This window comes from Kribbella sp. NPDC026611 (genome assembly GCF_040638345.1).
Lineage (GTDB): Bacteria > Actinomycetota > Actinomycetes > Propionibacteriales > Kribbellaceae > Kribbella.
In genome coordinates, this window is sequence record NZ_JBEZYC010000003.1 from 631093 (window position 1) to 648798 (window position 17706).

A 17706-nucleotide genomic window follows, 5' to 3' on the forward strand; every position below is an offset into this window, starting at 1 on the left:
CCGGGCTGGCCGGAAGCGGTCAGGTCCGTTGACCTTCCGGGTCAGGAGGCGGCCATTTCCTCGATGGTTAGACCACTGAGCACGGACCTCGGCTCAGCCACGGTCAGGTCCAGGCCGGGATCGGCCGCGTCGTCCTTGACCTTGACCAGCAACCAGTCCGCGCCGGTGCGGGTGAACGCCCAGGCGCCGTTCAGCTTGACGCCATGCAGTTGCACCTTCAAGTGCCCGCGCTCGATCGCCTCCACCGGGTCGACGAGCTGCCGCCGGTCGTCGCGGGTGAGGTTCGTCCAGACGCCGGCGTCCCAGACGATCACGGCACCACTGCCGTACTGCGCGTCCGCGTGCACACCCTCGTACGACGCGTACTCCAGGTCGTGATCCGTGGTGAACACCGCGAGCCGCTTCACGACCGGGTCCAGCGACGGCCCGCGCGGGACCGCCCACGACTTCAGCACCCCGTCGACCTCGAGCCGGACGTCGTAGTGCAGCCGCCGGGCATCGTGCAGCTGGACGACGAAGATCGGCTTCTGGCTCAAGCGGCGGCAACCAGGGGACGGTCGATCCGGGACCGGAGCCGGTCGAGGATGTCCCGGAGCAGCCGGGAGACCTGCATCTGGCTCACCCCGATCTCCGCGCCGATGTCCGCCTGGGTCTGCTCCTCGACGAACCGTAGGACCACGATCCTACGCTCGCGCGGGGACAGGTTCCCGAGCGCCTGGTGGAGTACGGCGGCCACCTCGAACCGTTCGTACGACGTGTCGTCGGCGGCCAGCGACTCACCCAGTGACTCGGCCGCGGCGCCGTCCAGCGGGAGGTCGAGCGACAGCGCGCGGAAACAGCCGTCGGCGGCGAGCGCCGCGACCACGTCGTCGGCAGCGACGTCGAGCGCGTCGGCCAGCTCGGCAGGGGTCGGCTCGCGGTGCAGCTGTTGGAACAGCTTCGGCTTGGTCGCGCCGATCGACGCCTGCAGCTCCTGCAGCCGGCGCGGGATCCGGACGGTCCACGAGCAGTCCCGGAAGTAGCGCTTCACCTCGCCGCGGATGGTCGGGACGGCGTACGCCAGGAACGGCGTTTCGGTCGCCGGGTCGTAGCTGCGGGCGGCCTTCACCAGCCCGAGCGACGCCACCTGGTCGATGTCGTCGGCCTCGACGCCGCGGCCGTGGAACCGGGTCGCGATGCTGTACGCGATCCCGAGATTCAGTTCGACGGCCTGGTCGAAGAGGGACTGCCGGACCTCACGGTCGGCGGTGGCCGCCCGCTTGGTGAGCAGGGCTCGCGTTTCCTCGTCCTGGTGGTCTGGGGTGCCGTGCGGTGTGTTGTTCATCTGCCGAGCTGACCTCGCGTGACTGGTCGGTCACCGCGCGGCACTTGGCTTGGCCGCGGTCAGAAGTCCTGCTGGAGGGAACCTACCCACGGATCCAGCGCTCAACCTGTATGTCCGAACCAAAGCGAATTACAGCTAACAGTGTTTCGCGGAGGAGTTGTAGGCTTGCGTCTGGTTGAGAAACCAGCCCCTTTCTTTCCCCTCATTACATCCGCCCCTGTCAGAAGTCAGGTGCCATGCCAGTAGCCCCCTCACCGGCTCGGGCTGTTGCGGTGCAGGTCCTCATTGGAGGGCGTTGGATCGCGGGTCAGGAGCTGGGCCGCCGGACCGGGACGGCCGGGGCCGACGAGGTTCTCGTCAGCCACCACGGCCATCTCGTCTGGGTCGACCAGCAGTCGGTGCGCGAGTCCGACCGCTGAAAACCCCTTATTCTCAAGGGTTTTCAGCAAAGAACTTTCGCAACCAGATTGCCGATCTCGACCGCCGAGTTCGACCCCGTCGGGTCGAACAGCGTCCGCCTGCGTCCCGCGCCGGCTCTTTGACACACTGCGGGGGTGGAGTTGCGGCAGCTGGAGTACTTCGTGGCGGTGGCGCACGAGCGCAGTTTCACGTTGGCCGCCCGGCGCCTGCACGTGGTGCAGAGTGCGGTCAGCGCCGCGATCGCCGCGCTCGAGAAGGATTTAAAAGTCACCCTGTTCGAGCGGAGCGCGCAGCGGGTGGTGCTGACCGAAGCGGGTACGGCGTTGCTCCCGGAGGCGCTGTCCGTGATGGACGCGGTCCAGGGCGCTCGGGATGTGGTCGACGAGCTCGGCGCTGGGATGCGTGGGTCGGTGCGGGTCGGGCTGCTGCCGGGGCTCGGTCTGATCGATCTCCCGGCCGCGGCCGGTGAGTTCCGCCGGCGGTATCCGAACGTCGAGCTGCAGCTGCGAGTCGACGCGGAGGGTTCGGCCGGAGTAGTGCTCGGGCTGCGGAACGGCGATATCGACGTGGGGTTCATTGGGGGTCGCCGAGGGCAGTGTGCCGCGCGAGCTGACCGCGTGGGAGCTGCTCCGGGTGCCGCAGGTGCTCGCCGTACCGGTCGGGCACCGGTTGGCGCGGCGGCGGTCGGTGAAGCTGGCGGACCTGGCTGACGAGGCGTTCGTGGACTTCCCGCCTGGGTTCGGGACGCGGACGTTGATCGACCAGCGGTTCGAGGCGGCCGGGATCGGGCGGCGGGTCGTGGTGGAGGCGCTCGGTATCGAGAACGGGGTGCAGTTCCTGACGCACGGGGTCGGGCTCGGGATTCTCCCGGAGTACGCCGTGGCGGGACTCGACGCGGTCCGTGTCGTACCGATCGTTGACGAGCCGTTCCAGTGGTCGCTGTACATGGCGACGCTGAAGAAGCGGAAACCGACGGCTGCTTTGCGTGCTCTGCTCACGCTGGTCGCCTCACACCTCCGGCAGCCGCCGGGGACGTCCCTGGGTCGGGACTTGAATCAACAGCATTGATTTACCCATCGTTTTGATTCGTTGGACTTGATCCATCGCCCGACGCACGATCTAGGTGTCAGCAAGAAAACGGCACCAGGATCAGGAGCAAGGACGATGACGCGAGTAGCGATCGTGACCGGTGGGTCGAGTGGGATCGGGCGCGAGGCCGCGGCCCGGCTCGGGCGGGACGGCTTCGCGGTGGTGATCGGGTACGGCAGCGGCAAGGAGAACGCCGAGCAGGCCGTCAAGGAGGTCGAGCAGGCCGGCGGCAAGGCGATCGCCGTCCAGGCCGACGTGGCCGACGAGGTCGCGGTAGAGGCGCTGTTCGACCGGGCGGAGCAGGAGTTCGGCGGGGTTGACGTGGTGGTGAACGCGGCCGGCATCATGCCGCTCGCGCCGCTAGCCGAGCTCGACCTGGAGGTCTTCGACCGGATCGTGCGGACCAACCTGCGCGGCACCTTCGTGGTCGACCAGCAGGCCAGCCGCCGCGTCCGTGACGGCGGGGCGATCGTCAACATCTCCAGCTCGCTGACGCGGCTGGCCCGGCCGGGCTACTCGGCGTACGCCGCGAGCAAGGGTGGGGTCGAGGCGATCACGCTGATCCTGGCCCGCGAGCTGCGCGGCCGGAACGTCACCGTCAACGCCGTGGCGCCCGGTCCGACCGCGACACCGTTGTTCCTCGACGGCAAGCCGCAGGAGCTCATCGATCGGATCACGGCCGAGCCGCCGCTCGAGCGCCTCGGGCAGCCGGAGGACATCGCGGAGATCATCGCGTTCCTGGCCGGGCCGGCGCGCTGGATCAACGGCCAGGTCATCTACGCGAACGGCGGCTCGGCGGCATGATCGCGACGGATCGGGCCGGCCGATCTGCCGCCCCCGGTCCGGTGATCGACCTGCACGCGCATTTTGTGCTGCCGGAGCACGTCGCGGCGGCGGAGCGGGCGGGCCACCTGCGGCCGGACGGGATGCCCGGCTGGCCGGAGTGGTCCGCTGTCAGGCACATGGAAGCGATGGATGCGGCTGGCATCGCGAAGGCGATGTTGTCGGTGCCGTCGCCCGGGGTGCATTTCGGCGACGACTTCCGGGCGCGAGTCCTGGCCCGGCGGATGAACGAGGCGGCGGCTGGTGTGGTCGCGGATCATCCGGAGCGGTTCGGGTTCTTTGCCAGCCTGCCGTTGCCGGATGCGGAGGCGGCGTTGGCGGAAGTCGACCATGCGTACGACGTACTGGGCGCAGCCGGTGTGATCCTGCTGAGCAACGTCGGCGGGCTGTATCCGGGGGAGCCGTCGTGGGAACCGCTGTGGCGCGGGTTGAATGCGCGGTCGGCGACCGTCCTGCTGCACCCGACCTCGCCGCCGCAGTGGCGGCAGGTCGCGCTGGACCGGCCGCGGGCGATGCTCGAGTTTCCCTTCGACACCGCCCGCGCTGTCACCGACCTGGCCCTCAGCGGCGTGCTGGCACGTCACCCCGATCTGTCAGTGTTTCCCGTCTGCGGCGAGATCCTCCCGACCCTGGCCGAGCGGGTGGACCACTTCAGCGGCATGTCGGGTGCGTTGAAGAACCTCACCACCGACGACTTCTACGGCAGCGGCTACTGCTGTCCCGCCGCGTAGCCGTAGGCGAACTCCACGGTCCGCCGCTGCTCCTCCGGAGACCCCACCGGGCAGAAAACAAACTCGGTGACCCCGGCCGCGGCGAACCGCTCGAGCTCCCGGGTGACCGTCTCCTCGTCTCCCAGGACCGCGGTGTCCTCGGGTCCGGCAACTCCACCCCGATCCATCACCTTCCGGTACGCGGGCATGTCTCCAGCCGCGCCGAACCGCTCCTTGATCCATCGCCGCGTTGTGTCCGCGTCTTGCGTCAAGGCCGCGCAGACCGTCGCGATGATCTCCCGCCCAGGACCGATCCTTGGGCGGATGTAGGACTCGATCAGGTCTGGGCGGACCCAGGTGGTTACGGTGCCGGCGGTCGATTCGGCGGCCAGGCGGAGCATGTGCGGGCCGAGGGCGGCGAGGAGCAGCTCGGGGGGTTCCGCGGTGGCAATGTCGATCGAGCCGCGGGCGGTGATTCGGTCGCCTTGGTAGTTGGCGGATTCGCCCGCGAGGAGCGGTGTGAGAGCTTCGACGTACTCGCGCATGTAGTCGGCCGGGCGCTCCATCGACAGGCCGTGCAGGGCTTCGATGACGGGTGGGACTCCGGCGCCGAGCACGAGGGCGAGGCGATTGTTGGAGATTGCCTGGACGCTGAGGGCTTGGGCGGCGAGCGCGCGGGGATGGCGTGGGTAGACGGGTACGGCGCCGGCCGCGAAGCGGATGGTCGAGGTGTACGGCGCTACGCCGGCGACCAGCGTCAGCGCGTCCCAGCCAAGACGCTGGCTGAACCAGATCCGGTCGATGCCGGCATCCTCGGCGGCCTTCGCGGCGGCGCCGACCTCGTCGATGCGGTGGCCTTCTTCGTCGATCCACAGTCCGATCCTCATGGGCACCAGTCAACGGATCCGGGAGCCGCGGACCCAGACGCAATTAGGCTGTGCAGCGATAAGGACGCGTGATCGCCGGAGGGGTCCGATGGAGCTGCGGCAGCTGCGGTACTTCGTCACCGTCGCCGAGGAGCTCCACTTCGGCCGCGCGGCCGACCGGCTGAACATCGTCCAGCCCGCGGTCAGCCAGCAGGTCGCCCGCCTCGAACGCGAACTCGGCCTCAAACTCCTCGACCGCTCCTCCCGCCACGTCCGCCTCACCGGCGACGGCGAACGCATGCTCACCGAAGCCCGCGCAGTCCTCGCCGCCGCAGACCGCGCGTCGTCGATCGCCGCCGACCTAGCCTCCGGCCAGTCCGGCACCCTCCGCCTCGGCACCATCCCAGGCATCCGCGACCGCCTCGAACGCGGCCTCGCCATCCTCCAAAACCACACCTCCGGAGAAGCCAGCCGAACCTCGACGCTCGGGGCCCAGGCCGACGCAGACCCAGGACCCAGCAAACAAGCAACTGTCAGCCGCAAGCCGGAGCCCCCGCACAAACCGAGCCCGCCGGTGGAGCCCGGGCCGGGCGTGGGCTCGGTGGTGCCTGGGCTGGGCGGTGGTTCGGTGGTGGAGCCCGGCTCGAGCGTGGGGTCGGTGGTGGAGCCCGGCTCGAGCGTGGGGTCGGTGGTGGAGCCCGGGGCGGGTGTAGGTTCGGTGGGGCGTGCGGCGGGTGGTGGTTCTGGGCTGGAAGTGAAGTTGCGCGCGGGTTCTGTTTCTGAGCATCTGGAGGCGGTCAGGGCGGGGGAGCTGGATGCGGCATTCGTTCGGGGGGAGGTGGCTGCGGCGGGTGTCAGGGTGGTGGAGGTTTGGCGGGAGCCGTTGTCTGTTCTGGTGCCGTGGGCGTACCGGGCCGAGGGCGGGGTGAAGGTTGTTGATCTCGCGGGAGTGCCGCTTCGGTTGCCGGCCGACGCCTGGCTCGCGGGTTACCTGGTGAGCGCGTGCCGGGAGGCCGGGTTCGAGCCGACGATTGGGCGGCCGGTGGATGATCTGGAGGCGGCGATCGTGGAGATGTCGTCCGGGGCGCCGGCGTGGACCGTCGTCTACGGGACCGCGTGCGAGCAGGCCGAGGGTGTCCTGTGGATGGGTCCGTTCGACCCGCCGCTCAGCGCGCCCGTCAACCTGGTCGTCGCCGCGGACCGGCCGGATGCGTGCGTCGACGTACTGGTCGCGGCCTTCGCCTGAGTGGGTCCCCCGGCGGGCCCTGACAGCTCCGCCGGGGGAGTGTTGATTGCTCAACAAGCACCGGATCGTACGCGGGAAAACCCGTTCCGAGGAGGGCCCGTCTCATAACGAGTCGGGTTCGTCGGAGCGACGGTCGGTGGCGCCCGGTGAGCGGTTGCTGACGGAGCGGGATTATTGTTGGGAGTTGCAACCAAATACTCGGACCGGGTGAGGATCCGGGCGCGACCGCCGTACCCCCACGGCGACCGCACCCGCCGGTCGTTTCCGCCCCGGAGCAGCAGCCCGTGCAGGACCGATCAGGCCCGTGCACGCCGGCCGCCGCTCCGGCCGCAGCGACCCCCCGTACGAACGGATCCCGATGTCAGTCACCCGGTCCGAAGCCCCGGCCGACGCGACGGCGCAACCCGCCGCCGATCAGCCCCGGCCGACCAGCTACCGCTCGATCTATGCCGACGCCCCCGAGCCCGCAGCCACGCCCGGCTCCCCACCTGGCGGCCACCCGGCCGGTTCGCCGCAGCCCGGCGGTCCGCAGACCGCCGTACCAACGCCCGCGGACCCCGAGCTGACCCACCGGCAGATCCTCGAGATCCTCGCCGGTCTGCTCGCCGCCCTGTTCACGGCTGTGCTCAGCTCGACCATCGTCAGCAACGCCCTCCCCACGATCATCGCGGACCTCGAGGGCACGCAGACGCAGTACACCTGGGTGATCACCGCCAGCCTGCTCGCGATGACGGTGTCGACGCCGGTGTGGGGCAAGTTGTCGGACCTGATGAGCAAGAAGCTGCTCGTCCAGCTCGCGATCATCCTGTTCGTGATCGGCTCGATGCTGGCCGGTCTGTCGCACAATGTGCCGTTCCTGATCGGGGCACGGGTGCTGCAGGGGCTCGCGATGGGCGGGCTGATGGCGCTCGCGCAGGCGATCATCGGCGCGGCGATCCCACCGCGCAACCGCGGCCGGTACTCCGGCTACATGGGCGCCGTGATGGCGCTCGCGACCGTATCCGGCCCGCTCGTCGGTGGCGTCATCGTCGACACCTCGTGGCTCGGGTGGCGGTGGTGCTTCTACGTGTGCGTGCCGCTCGCAGTGCTGTCGCTGATCGTCCTGCAGAAGTACCTGCGCCTGCCGCTGGTGAAGCGGAAGGTCAAGCTGGACTACCTCGGCGCTGTGCTGATCGCGGGCGCGGCGAGCCTGCCGCTGATCTGGGTGTCGTTCGCCGGGACGCGCTTCGCGTGGTGGTCGTGGCAGACCGGCGCCTACCTCGGCGGTACTGCGGTGCTCGCGCTGCTGGCCGTCATCGTCGAGGTGCACGCGCGGGAGCCGCTCGTACCGGTGAAGGTGGTCCGGGAGCGGACGACCGCGCTGGCGATCGTGGCGAGCCTGGCGGTGGGGATCGCGATGTTCGGCAGCGCGGTGTTCCTCGGTCAGTACTTCCAGGTCGCGCGCGGATACAGCGCGACCGAGGCGGGATTGCTGACGATCCCGATGATGTTCGGGTCGTTCCTCGGGTCGGTCGGATCCGGGCAGCTGATCACGCGGTACGGGAAGTGGAAGCGGTACCTCGTGATCGGCGGGCTGTTCCTCACCGCGGGGCTCGGCGTGCTGGGCACGATCGACCACACGTCGCCGTACTGGTACATCGGCCTCGGCATGCTCGGGATGGGCATCGGCATGGGCATGACGATGCAGAACCTGGTGCTCGCGGTGCAGAACACGGTTGACGTCAGCCAGGTCGGCGCGGCCAGCGCGACGGTCACGTTCTTCCGCAGCCTGGGCGGTGCGGTCGGTGTGTCTGTCCTCGGCGCGGTTCTCGCCAACCGAGTCACTGACCTCATCACCGGACACCTGCGTGCGCTGGGCGTCGCAGCCGCGCTTCCCAGCGGTTCTTCTGGCAGCGTCCTGGACGTCAATGCGCTGCCGGCGCCGGTCGCCACCATCGTCCGAGAGGCGTACGGCGACGCGACCGGCCGCATCTTCACCATCGCCGCCGGCGCTGCCCTGGCCAGTCTCCTCGCAGTCCTCTTCATCAAGGAGGTCCCCCTCCGCCGCACCGTCGCGATGACCCCAACGCCCAACTCCACAACAGAACCCGGACCTGCTACCGAACCTGTGGAGGCTGATTCGGCGGCGCGGTCTGCGGTGGTTGCATTGGACGTGATTGCCTCGGCCGAGCGGACGGCTCGGGAGCGGGAACGGGAAGCCAACGAGCACGTGCAGGCTGCGGCGAATGCGATCCGGCAGATGCGGACGGATGTTGCTGACCTGTTCACCCGCGTCGACCATCAGATCGCGGAACTGGAGAGCACGCTGCCCGGTGCGACCATGCCACAGCCGGCCGCGGCGATTGTCGACTCGCAGCGGTCGTCGGGTGAGTTGGTGGACGAGCTCCGGCGGTACGAGCTCGCCGTACTCAGCTCGAGTCAGCGCACCGCCGACCACCTCCGCGAAACCGCCAAGGCCGAAGCTGAAGAGCTCCTCCACGAGGCCCGCGCCGAGGAACGGGAGATCCGGCAGCGCATCGCCGACCTCGAAGCCGTCGAACACCGCCTCCTGGGCACCATCCGCGACAACCTCTCTTCGACCGCACCCCAGCAACCGACTGCGGCACCCTCCACGGCTCAACCATCCTCCGCCCCTTCTCCGACCTCTGAGCCGCAGTCCGCCACGGTCACCCACACCACCCAACCGCTGACCGTGCAGCACACCACACCGGGTAACGGCTACCCCCACACCAGCACCGGCAACGGCTACCCCGAAGACCTCCACACCCGCCAGCCCTTCGGCTGAACCACCCCACCCCCACAACATTCGAGGGGTTAACCCCACGAGTTGAGCCTTCTCCCCTCGGACACCAGGGGTGAAGGCTCAAGATCAGTGGGTATCCCCTCGAATGCGGCGGGGCGGGGGCGGGGCAGGGGTGTCGGGGGTGGGTGGCATGCTTCGGGGGGATGAGTGGAGGAGGTGTGGGGTTGTGGGATGTGGAGCAGGTGCTGGGGCTGGCGTCTGATGCCGCGTCCGCGAAAGCCGGGCAGGGATTGGCTCGGCGGCCGAAGTGGCCCGAGGTGGGAGCCTCGGACCGGGCCGTGTGGGGGTTGTGTCAGGGCAGCGGGAAGCAGCCCTACCAAACAGCGGTGGACTTGGAAGGTCCGGCGTACAAGTGCTCCTGTCCCAGCCGCAAGTTCCCGTGCAAGCACGCGATCGGCCTCCTGCTCCTGTGGGCCCAGGGCGAGGTAGCGCCGGCGGATGTGCCGGAGTGGGTCGGTTCTTGGGTGGAGCAGCGGGCAGCGCGAGCGGAGCGGCCGGAGCGGAAGCCGGGTGAGGTGGCGGATCCGATCGCGGCTCAGGCGCGGGCGGCGCGGCGGGCGGATCGGGTTTCGGCGGGGATGGCGGAGCTTGCGAGCTGGCTCGACGACCAGGTACGGCAAGGGCTCGGCGGCTTCGACCAGCGCGCGTACTCCGAGCTGAGCAGACTCGCCGCACGGATGGTCGACGCACAGGCCCCGGGCGTCGCCGGCGCGGTACGGCGTGCTGCCGGCGTCGTCGGACGCGGTCACAACTGGCCGGGCGAACTGCTCGAAGAGCTCTCCCTCATCCACCTCATCGTCTCCGCCCACGACCGCCTCGCCGACCTGCCGCCGGCGCTCGCCGACACCGTGCAGACACGGATTGGCTGGAGCACCGAGACCGCTCGCGTTCTCGTCGAAGGCGAGAGGGTCGAGGACGACTGGCTCGTCCTCGGTCGTGTGATCGAACCCGACGACCGCCTCACCGTCCGCCGCGTCTGGTTGCGCGGGGCAACAACTGGTCGCCTCGGCCTGATCCTCACCTTCGCCGCTGCCGGAAGACCCCTCGACCCGCTGCCGGGCCGCCCCGGCGAGTACGTCCCGGGCGCGCTCTCGTTCTACCCCGGCGCCCTCCCGATGCGCGCCCTCCTCACCCAGTCCGACCCGCGTCGCCCCGCCCCGCGCCCGTCCGGATTCAGCGCCCGCCAGGCGTTGGCGTCGTACGTCGAATCCGTCGCGGCCGACCCGTGGAACGAACGCTGGCCGCTCGTCCTCCAGGACGTCCGCCCGGCTCGGTACGGCGAAGGCTGGGCGCTCGTCGATGCGGACGGCGACGGCCTCGAGATCCTGCCCGGCTGGGACGTGTGGCGTCTGCTCGCGGTCTCGGCCGGCGACCCGATTACGGTTGCCGGCGAGTGGAACCGCGCCGGCTTCCGCCCGATGACCTGCTGGCACGGCGATCGGCCGGTGATCCTGTGAAGGGCTGGGACGGGCTGGTCAGCTCGGCGCTCCTCGGCACCGACCGTCGACCACCGCACTTCGAGGAACTCCCCGAACATATTCAGGACGCCCTTGGTGACGGCGGTCTGCTCGACGCCGCCGCCCTCGCCACCGTCTACAAGCGGGCCGGCCGCAAGCCGTTGCCGGACCTGGAGCCGTTGCCTGCAGCAACTGGTGAGGATCGGCCGTTGCCAAGGTCCGGGGCGGTTCGGCGGTTGGCGGCGATGCTGGGTGGGTTCCAGAGTTCGGCGCTCGGCGAGTGGTTGCGGGCGGCGGACGCGAAGGGGTGGGGCGTGCCGCCCGAGCATCTGCCGGCGTTGGCGGACTACGCGCGGAACCGGGCGGAGTACCGGCCGCTGGTGATTCAAGCCGCGGGTCGTCGGGCGCGCTGGATGGCGGAGCTCAACCCGGAGTGGCGGTTCCTGCACGCGGCGATTGCTGATGGCAACGATCCGGAGCTGTGGACGCACGGGAACGCGATCCAGCGCAGGACCTGGCTGCGCGTGCTGCGGCGAGAGGATCCGGCGGCTGCTCGCGAGGCGCTCGCCGAGGTCTGGCCGAGCGAGGCCGCTGCGACTCGCATGGACTTCCTGAACGTGCTCGCCGATGGGTTGTCGCTGGAGGACGAGGAGTTCCTGGAGGCGGCGCTCGACGACCGCTCCAAGGAGGTACGGCGAGCGGCGGCGCGGTTGCTTGCGGGCGTCCCGGGGGCTCAGTACGGCGTACGGATGGCCGAGCGGTTGCATTCGCACCTGACCGTCGCGCAGGGCGTGCTGGCGGTGGACCTCCCGCGGCGCGTGACGCAGTCGATGGAACGCGATGGGATCGACTCGCAGAACCCTGAAGGTGTCGGTAAGCGGGCCTGGTTGTTCGAGCAGATCGTTGCGAACACGCCGTTGGAGCAGATGGACGTTGCTTGGCTGCATCTGCCCGTCGAGGGGTGCGCGCCGGCGGTGCTCCAGGTCGGCTGGACCGAGGCAGCCATCCGCGAAGGCTCCGCTGGCGCGGACCGTGGTGATAGCCCTGAACTGTCCGGCGAAAGCAGGTCGACGGTGTGGGCCCGGGAGTTGTTGGGGGCGGCTGCAGATACCGGGACCCGGAGTCCGGCGGAGCTGTTGCGGTTGTTGCCGGGCAACGAGTGGGCCGGCGCTGTGGATGTACTGCGGAAGAGCGTCGATGTTGCCGAGCTTGTTGGTGGGTTGCCGGTGCCTTGGCCTGAGGAGTTGGGGACGATGATTCTTGATCAGTTGGGCAAGGTGGGGAGCAACCGGGCCTGGGCGCGGCTGGCGAGTATCGCGGCGCGCGCGGTGCCGCCCGCCGTACTGGACCATCCGATCACCCGCGAGGCGACCAGCGAGGAAGACACCTGGCGGCGCCGCCTGATCGAGACCCTGACCTTCCGCCGCGAGATGTATGAGGAGCTGTCATGACAACTGAGGTACTGCGCCCGCATGCGGAAGTCGAGTACGCCGACGAGCTCGCGGCGCTCAAGGCGACCGACGACAAGCCACGTCCGCCGGCCTGGCAGCTGTCGCCGGCAGCAGTGGTGACCTACCTGCTCGGCGGGAAGGCCGGCGACCTTGAGATCTCTCCGAAGTACGTCGGGCCACGCAGACTGATCGAGGTCGCGGTCGCCACCCTCGCCACCGACCGCGCGCTGCTGCTCCTCGGCGTACCGGGCACTGCCAAGACCTGGGTCAGCGAGCACCTGGCTGCCGCGATCTCCGGCGACTCCACCCTGCTGGTGCAAGGTACGGCGGGCACCGCCGAGGAAGCGATCCGCTACGGCTGGAACTACGCCCAGCTGATCGCCCAAGGTCCGAGCGAGGCCGCCCTGGTCCCGAGCCCGGTGCAGCGCGCGATGGCCGACGCCAAGATCGCTCGCATCGAAGAGCTCACCCGGATGCCGTCCGACGTCCAGGACGCGCTGATCACGATCCTGTCCGAGAAGACGCTGCCGATCGCGGAGCTCGGCACGGAGGTGCAGGCCCGCAAGGGTTTCAACGTCATTGCCACCGCCAACGATCGGGACAAGGGCATCAACGAGCTCTCGAGCGCGCTCCGCCGCCGGTTCAACACCGTCGTACTCCCGCTGCCCGACTCCGCCGACGACGAGGTCGAGATCGTCTCCCGCCGCGTCGCCCAGCTCGGTACGGCGCTCGAGCTCCCGCAACCGGACGACGCGCTGGACGAGATCCGCCGCGTGGTGACGATCTTCCGCGAGCTCCGGTCCGGCCGGACCGAGGACGGGCGTACGGCGGTCAAGTCCCCGTCCGGCACGCTCTCGACCGCGGAGGCGATCAGCGTCGTGACCGGCGGTCTCGCCCTCGCCGCCCATTTCGGTGACGGCGTACTGCGGCCGACCGACGTCGCCGGCGGCATCCTCGGCGCGGTGATCAAGGATCCGTCGGCGGACCGCGTGGTCTGGTCGGAGTACCTCGAGACCGTCGTCCGGGAACGCGACGACTGGGCGCCGTTCTACCGGGCCTGCCGCGAGATCTCCGGATGACCGTTCATCTCCTCGGGATCCGCCACCACGGGCCGGGCTCGGCGCGCGCGGTCGCCACCGCGCTGGCCGAGCTCCAGCCCGACATCGTCCTGATCGAGGGCCCGCCGGACGCCGACAAGATCGTGGAGTTGGCGGCGTCGAAGGAGATGGAGCCGCCGGTCGCGCTGCTCGCGTACGCCGTCAACGACTCCACTCGTGCTGCGTTCTGGCCGTTCGCGGTCTTCAGTCCGGAGTGGCAGGCGATCAAGTACGGACTTGCTGCCGGCGTACCGGTTCGGTTCTGCGATCTGCCTGCCGCCAACCAGTTCGCGTCGTCGGGCGGGGGCGAGCGCCGTACTGCGTCCATCGACCCGCTGGCGACGCTCGCTCAGGCGGGTGGGTACGACGATCCCGAGCGCTGGTGGGACGACGTGATCGAGTCCCGTCGCGGCGGCGCCGAACCGTTCACGGTTATCGCCGACGCGATGCGCGAGCTCCGGCACGGCGAGCAGGCGACCGGGCGTGAGGCGCAGCGCGAGGCGTACATGCGGACGGTCATCCGCAAGGCTCTGCGGGAAGGCTACGAGCGCATCGCGGTGATCTGCGGTGCCTGGCACGTGCCCGCCCTCGAAGTACCGTTGCCTCCAGCAACTCACGACCAGCGGATCCTGAAGGGTCTGCCGAAGCGCAAGGTCGCCTGCACGTGGGTGCCGTGGACGCACGGGCGGCTGGCCGCGGCGAGCGGGTACGGTGCCGGCATCACGTCACCTGGCTGGTATCACCATCTGTTCACCGCGCCGGACCAGATCACCACCCGATGGCTGTCGAAGGTGGCTCAGGTGCTGCGCGCCGAAGACCTTCCGGTCTCCAGCGCTCATGTGATCGAGGCGGTTCGCCTCGCCGATACCTTGGCCGCGCTGCGCGAGCGCCCACTCGCGGGGTTGAGCGAGGTGACCGAGGCGACGCGCGCGGTTCTCTGCGGCGGAAACGACGTACTGCTCGATCTCGTGACGCGCGAGGCCGTCGTCGGCGAACTGCTCGGCACGGTTCCCGGCGACACTCCGCAGGCGCCGGTCGCGGCCGACCTGGCTGCTCAAGCGCGGCGGCTGCGGATGAAGCGGGACGCGACCGAGCGCGTGGTGGAGCTCGACCTGCGCAAACCGAACGACCTCGAGAAGTCTCGGCTCTTACACCGTCTGCGGGTCCTCGGCGTGCATTGGGGCCTGCCGGCCGTCGACGAGCGCCGGGCGCAGGGCACGTTCCGCGAGATCTGGCGGTTGACCTGGGATCCCGGCCTCGAGGTCGACCTGGTCGCGGCCGGCGCCCACGGTACGACTGTGCTCGGCGCGGCCACGACCGTGATGCTCAAGGCCGCCGAATCCGCCACCCTCGCCGACGTCACAGCCGCGCTCGAGAAGTCGCTGCTCGCCGATCTCGCGGACGCAATGCCGACGCTGCTGAAGGGTGTCGACACGCGTGCTGCTGCCGATGCCGACGTCGGCCACCTGATGAGCGCGCTGCCCGCCCTCGCTCGTGCGTCGCGGTACGGCGATGTTCGCGGTACCGACGGCGCCGGGCTCGCGGAGGTCGCCGGGCGGATGGTGTCGCGGGTGTGCGCCGGCCTCGGCCGGACTGTGCACGGGCTCGATCCCGATGCGGCGGCCGCCGTACAGCAGCAGATCGACGGCGTCCAGGATGCGACCCAGCTGCTGCCTGAGGCCACCCGGGATCACTGGCTCACTACGCTGCAGGGTCTCAGCGACAGGTCCGCTGTGCCGCCACTCATCCGCGGCCGACTCACCAGGCTGATGCTGGACACCTCGCGATTGCCGGACTCCGAGATCGCTCTGCGCTTGGGGCGAGCGCTGTCCCCAGGCACTCCGACGGCCGACGCGGCCGGGTATGTCGAAGGCTTCCTCGCCGGTGGGGGACTGCTCCTGGTGCATGACGAGCGGTTGCTGGCGATGGTCGACAGCTGGTTGGGGACGATCCCGGACGACGCATTCGTCGAGGTGCTCCCGCTGCTTCGGCGTACCTTCGGCACCTTCGCCGTGCCGGAGCGCCGGTCGATCGGTGCGCGGGCCCAGGTCCTCGCTGATCCAACCGCGACGGTTGTTGCTGATGACAACGATCTGGACACCGAGCTGGCGGTGACCGTGCTTCCGGTGGTCGCGCAGTTGCTGGGGGTGTGATGAGCGACGAACGCATGCGGCGCTGGCGGCTGGTCCTTGGCGGGGAGGCCTCGGACGAGATCGGTACGACGCTGTCTGCCGAGGATCGGTCGGTCGACGCCGCGTTGGGCGCGCTGTACGACGCACCCGAGGGGGAGACGGGTACGCAGCGCTCGGCCGGGCTGGGGTCGTCGGCGCCGCGGGTTGCGCGGTGGCTGGGGAACATCCGGCAGTACTTCCCGAGCACGGTCGTCCAGGTCATGCAGCGGGATGCGGTTGAGCGCCTCGGGATCACCCGGATGTTGATGGAGCCTGAGCTGCTGGGTGCGGTTGAGCCCGACGTACACCTGGTGACCACGCTGCTCGCGCTCAACGAGGTGATGCCGGAGGAGACGAAGCAGACCGCGCGCGAGGTCGTCGGCAAGGTCGTGCGCGAGCTCGAGGCGCGACTGGCGGAGCGGACCCGGGCGGCGGTCACTGGCGCGCTCGACCGGGCCGGCCGGGCGAGTCGGCCGCGGCACTCGGACATCGATTGGGATCGAACGATCAGAGCGAACCTCAAGCACTTCTCGCCGACGCTCGGCACGATCGTTCCTGATCGATTGGTCGGTTATGCACGCCGCAACCACAGCGTGCAGCGCGATGTGATCCTGGCGATCGATCAATCAGGGTCGATGGCTGAGTCGGTTGTTTACGCCTCGCTCTTCGGTGCGGTGCTTGGGTCGATCCGTACGTTGCGGACAAGTCTGGTCGTGTTCGACACCGCGGTCGTCGACCTGACCGATCAGCTGGATGATCCGGTGGACGTGCTGTTTGGTACGCAGCTGGGCGGTGGGACGGACATCAACCGGGCACTCGCGTACTGCGAGGAGCTGGTGACGAAGCCGGCCGAGACCGTGCTCGTGCTGATCTCCGACCTGTACGAAGGTGGGGTCCGGGAAGAGATGTTGCGCCGGGCGCGTTCTTTGGTGGAGTCCGGGGTGCAGGTGATCGCTCTGCTCGCACTGGCGGACTCGGGTACACCGTCGTACGACGCGGAGAACGCGGCCGCGCTGGCGGACCTCGGCGTACCCGCGTTTGCCTGTACGCCGGACCTATTTCCTGACCTGATGGCTGCCGCGATCCGGCACGAGGACATCACCGGCTGGGCAGCCACCAACCTCACCTGAAAGGGCCTTTGATGACGACCGTCGAACTGACCCGCTTCCGCGTACTCCCGGAGAACACGGAAGAGCTCCTCGCCGCCCGAGCCGACATGCTCCTCGACTTCGAAGCCGACCGCGCCGGCTTCCTCAACGCCCGCCTGGTCCGCCTCCCCGACGACGAGTGGCTGGACATCGTCGAATGGGAAACCCCAGAAGACCGCGAAGCCTCCCGCACAAAAGGCGCAAACCTCCCCGGAATAACCCGCTTCTTCGCCGCAATCAACACCTTGGTCTCCGCCGAAGACGGCACCCTCGCCTAAACCCCCCGGCGTGAGGTGGTGTCAACCACCCGAAAAGGACACCGCTTCGCGGCGCCCGTCTTTCGCGCCTTCGGCGAGCGGAGAGGGTGGTTGCGGGTTGAGGGTTCTCGCCCGGCGTGAGGTGGTGACCCGGAGACGACACCGCTTCGCGGCGGCCGCTTCTTGCGCCTTCGGCGGGCGGCGAGGGTGGTTACGGGCTGAGGGTTCTTGCCGACAGTGAGGTGGTGGCCGCCGGAAAGGTCACCGCTTCGCGGCGCCTGTCTCTCGCGCCTTCGGCGGGCGGGAGGGGGGGTCGCGTGCTGGGGTTCTTGCCGGGGATGAGGTTGTAATGGGTGGCTGCCCGACAGGACACCGCTTCGCGGCGGCTGTTTCGTGGGTGGGATCTGGCGGGCCACCGGTGCCGTGACCGTTGCCGCGAGCGACGGCAGCTTGCGCCTTCGGCGGGCGGGGAGGGTGATCGGGGGTTGAGGGTTCTTGCCGGGGGGTGAGGTGGTGTGTTGTGTATTCGCTCGACCGGTGACGGCGTCCTGCTCTACTTCTCTGCACCCAGCGGCGGCGGCAGTTTGTCGGTTGGAGTGCTCAACCGCGCTTTGAAACGTCATCGCCGCCAAGTTGCCACATACTTCGGGTTCCTCGCGAACATCGTCACGCAGAGCTACCCGGCGTCCAACCTCGTCACCCGGCGGGCCCTCGGCTGGGAGCCCGCTCAGCCCAGCCTGCTCGCCGATTTGGACAACGGCTATTACTTCCCCGCCGGCTGACAGGCCGGGACGGGCACGCTGACCAGCGTGTCAGCGTCCCGT

17 protein-coding genes are annotated in these 17706 nt (G+C 69.4%); 14 read left to right on the top strand and 3 right to left on the bottom strand.

Going from position 1 to position 17706, the window contains the following annotated elements:
- Positions 1-41 precede the first annotated feature (41 nt).
- Both AB0E69_RS14930 and AB0E69_RS14935 read right to left on the bottom strand, forming a co-directional pair.
- On the bottom strand, positions 42-536 hold the full coding sequence (locus AB0E69_RS14930; protein WP_360144611.1) for a DNA polymerase ligase N-terminal domain-containing protein: 495 nt from the start codon (positions 534-536) through the stop codon (positions 42-44).
- Positions 533-1324: a SigB/SigF/SigG family RNA polymerase sigma factor gene (locus AB0E69_RS14935; protein WP_360144614.1), complete on the bottom strand. Its 792-nt coding sequence runs from the start codon at positions 1322-1324 to the stop codon at positions 533-535. Before AB0E69_RS14935 ends, AB0E69_RS14930 begins: the two co-directional genes overlap by 4 nt.
- A gap of 236 nt (positions 1325-1560) precedes the next feature.
- Between AB0E69_RS14935 and AB0E69_RS14940 the strand changes: the two genes are divergently transcribed.
- The 5 genes from AB0E69_RS14940 to AB0E69_RS14960 all read left to right on the top strand — a co-directional run bounded on the left by AB0E69_RS14940 (position 1561) and on the right by AB0E69_RS14960 (position 4407).
- Entirely contained in the window at positions 1561-1743 is a 183-nt protein-coding gene (locus AB0E69_RS14940; protein WP_360144617.1) for a hypothetical protein, read from the top strand.
- A gap of 135 nt (positions 1744-1878) precedes the next feature.
- Positions 1879-2454 (top strand): LysR family transcriptional regulator, encoded by a 576-nt coding sequence (locus tag AB0E69_RS14945; RefSeq protein ID WP_360144620.1) that lies wholly within the window; start codon positions 1879-1881, stop codon positions 2452-2454.
- Positions 2387-2812, top strand: coding sequence for a LysR substrate-binding domain-containing protein (locus AB0E69_RS14950; RefSeq protein WP_360145949.1), 426 nt, complete (start codon positions 2387-2389; stop codon positions 2810-2812). The genes AB0E69_RS14945 and AB0E69_RS14950 overlap by 68 nt, the downstream gene beginning before the upstream one ends.
- Positions 2813-2908: 96 nt before the next feature.
- A complete protein-coding gene (locus AB0E69_RS14955) occupies positions 2909-3637 on the top strand; it encodes an SDR family oxidoreductase (protein ID WP_360144623.1) in 729 nt (242 codons plus the stop codon).
- Positions 3634-4407 carry an amidohydrolase family protein gene (locus AB0E69_RS14960; protein WP_360144626.1) on the top strand — a complete coding sequence of 258 codons (774 nt, stop codon included), beginning with the start codon at positions 3634-3636 and terminating at the stop codon, positions 4405-4407. Before AB0E69_RS14955 ends, AB0E69_RS14960 begins: the two co-directional genes overlap by 4 nt.
- On the opposite strand, the gene AB0E69_RS14965 is transcribed toward AB0E69_RS14960, so the two are convergent.
- Positions 4386-5273 (bottom strand): LLM class flavin-dependent oxidoreductase, encoded by an 888-nt coding sequence (locus AB0E69_RS14965; RefSeq protein WP_360144629.1) that lies wholly within the window; start codon positions 5271-5273, stop codon positions 4386-4388. The two genes, AB0E69_RS14960 and AB0E69_RS14965, sit on opposite strands and share 22 nt — an antisense overlap.
- 88 nt (positions 5274-5361) lie before the next feature.
- Between AB0E69_RS14965 and AB0E69_RS14970 the strand changes: the two genes are divergently transcribed.
- The 9 genes from AB0E69_RS14970 (at position 5362) to AB0E69_RS15010 (ending at position 17664) form a co-directional block, all read left to right on the top strand.
- Complete coding sequence (locus AB0E69_RS14970) at positions 5362-6498, top strand: LysR family transcriptional regulator (RefSeq protein ID WP_360144632.1); 1137 nt, start codon at positions 5362-5364, stop codon at positions 6496-6498.
- Positions 6499-6856: 358 nt separating this feature from the next.
- The gene (locus AB0E69_RS14975) at positions 6857-9283 is read left to right on the top strand and encodes an MFS transporter (protein ID WP_360144635.1); all 2427 of its coding nucleotides are present in this window, start codon (positions 6857-6859) and stop codon (positions 9281-9283) included.
- A gap of 344 nt (positions 9284-9627) precedes the next feature.
- Positions 9628-10758: an SWIM zinc finger family protein gene (locus AB0E69_RS14980; protein ID WP_360144638.1), complete on the top strand. Its 1131-nt coding sequence runs from the start codon at positions 9628-9630 to the stop codon at positions 10756-10758.
- Positions 10755-12209 carry a DUF5691 domain-containing protein gene (locus AB0E69_RS14985; RefSeq protein WP_360144641.1) on the top strand — a complete coding sequence of 485 codons (1455 nt, stop codon included), beginning with the start codon at positions 10755-10757 and terminating at the stop codon, positions 12207-12209. Before AB0E69_RS14980 ends, AB0E69_RS14985 begins: the two co-directional genes overlap by 4 nt.
- Entirely contained in the window at positions 12206-13288 is a 1083-nt protein-coding gene (locus AB0E69_RS14990) for an AAA family ATPase (RefSeq protein WP_360144644.1), read from the top strand. Before AB0E69_RS14985 ends, AB0E69_RS14990 begins: the two co-directional genes overlap by 4 nt.
- A complete protein-coding gene (locus AB0E69_RS14995) occupies positions 13285-15459 on the top strand; it encodes a DUF5682 family protein (RefSeq protein ID WP_360144647.1) in 2175 nt (724 codons plus the stop codon). Before AB0E69_RS14990 ends, AB0E69_RS14995 begins: the two co-directional genes overlap by 4 nt.
- Complete coding sequence (locus AB0E69_RS15000) at positions 15459-16607, top strand: VWA domain-containing protein (protein ID WP_360144650.1); 1149 nt, start codon at positions 15459-15461, stop codon at positions 16605-16607. Before AB0E69_RS14995 ends, AB0E69_RS15000 begins: the two co-directional genes overlap by 1 nt.
- Before the next feature lie 11 nt (positions 16608-16618).
- On the top strand, positions 16619-16903 hold the full coding sequence (locus AB0E69_RS15005; protein WP_360144653.1) for a hypothetical protein: 285 nt from the start codon (positions 16619-16621) through the stop codon (positions 16901-16903).
- 497 nt (positions 16904-17400) lie between these two features.
- The gene (locus AB0E69_RS15010; RefSeq protein WP_360144656.1) at positions 17401-17664 is read left to right on the top strand and encodes a hypothetical protein; all 264 of its coding nucleotides are present in this window, start codon (positions 17401-17403) and stop codon (positions 17662-17664) included.
- Positions 17665-17706: the final 42 nt, after the last annotated feature.

Bases quoted from the DNA above. Each gene is read 5' to 3' on its own strand.
- AB0E69_RS14955 (WP_360144623.1), top strand. From the start codon at position 2,909: ATGACGCGAGTAGCGATCGTGACCGGTGGGTCGAGTGGGATCGGGCGC.
- AB0E69_RS14935 (WP_360144614.1), bottom strand. From the start codon at position 1,324: ATGAACAACACACCGCACGGCACCCCAGACCACCAGGACGAGGAAACG.
- AB0E69_RS14990 (WP_360144644.1), top strand. From the start codon at position 12,206: ATGACAACTGAGGTACTGCGCCCGCATGCGGAAGTCGAGTACGCCGAC.
- AB0E69_RS15000 (WP_360144650.1), top strand. From the start codon at position 15,459: ATGAGCGACGAACGCATGCGGCGCTGGCGGCTGGTCCTTGGCGGGGAG.
- AB0E69_RS14975 (WP_360144635.1), top strand. From the start codon at position 6,857: ATGTCAGTCACCCGGTCCGAAGCCCCGGCCGACGCGACGGCGCAACCC.
- AB0E69_RS14970 (WP_360144632.1), top strand. From the start codon at position 5,362: ATGGAGCTGCGGCAGCTGCGGTACTTCGTCACCGTCGCCGAGGAGCTC.
- AB0E69_RS14940 (WP_360144617.1), top strand. From the start codon at position 1,561: ATGCCAGTAGCCCCCTCACCGGCTCGGGCTGTTGCGGTGCAGGTCCTC.
- AB0E69_RS14995 (WP_360144647.1), top strand. From the start codon at position 13,285: ATGACCGTTCATCTCCTCGGGATCCGCCACCACGGGCCGGGCTCGGCG.
- AB0E69_RS14965 (WP_360144629.1), bottom strand. From the start codon at position 5,273: ATGAGGATCGGACTGTGGATCGACGAAGAAGGCCACCGCATCGACGAG.
- AB0E69_RS15005 (WP_360144653.1), top strand. From the start codon at position 16,619: ATGACGACCGTCGAACTGACCCGCTTCCGCGTACTCCCGGAGAACACG.
- AB0E69_RS14960 (WP_360144626.1), top strand. From the start codon at position 3,634: ATGATCGCGACGGATCGGGCCGGCCGATCTGCCGCCCCCGGTCCGGTG.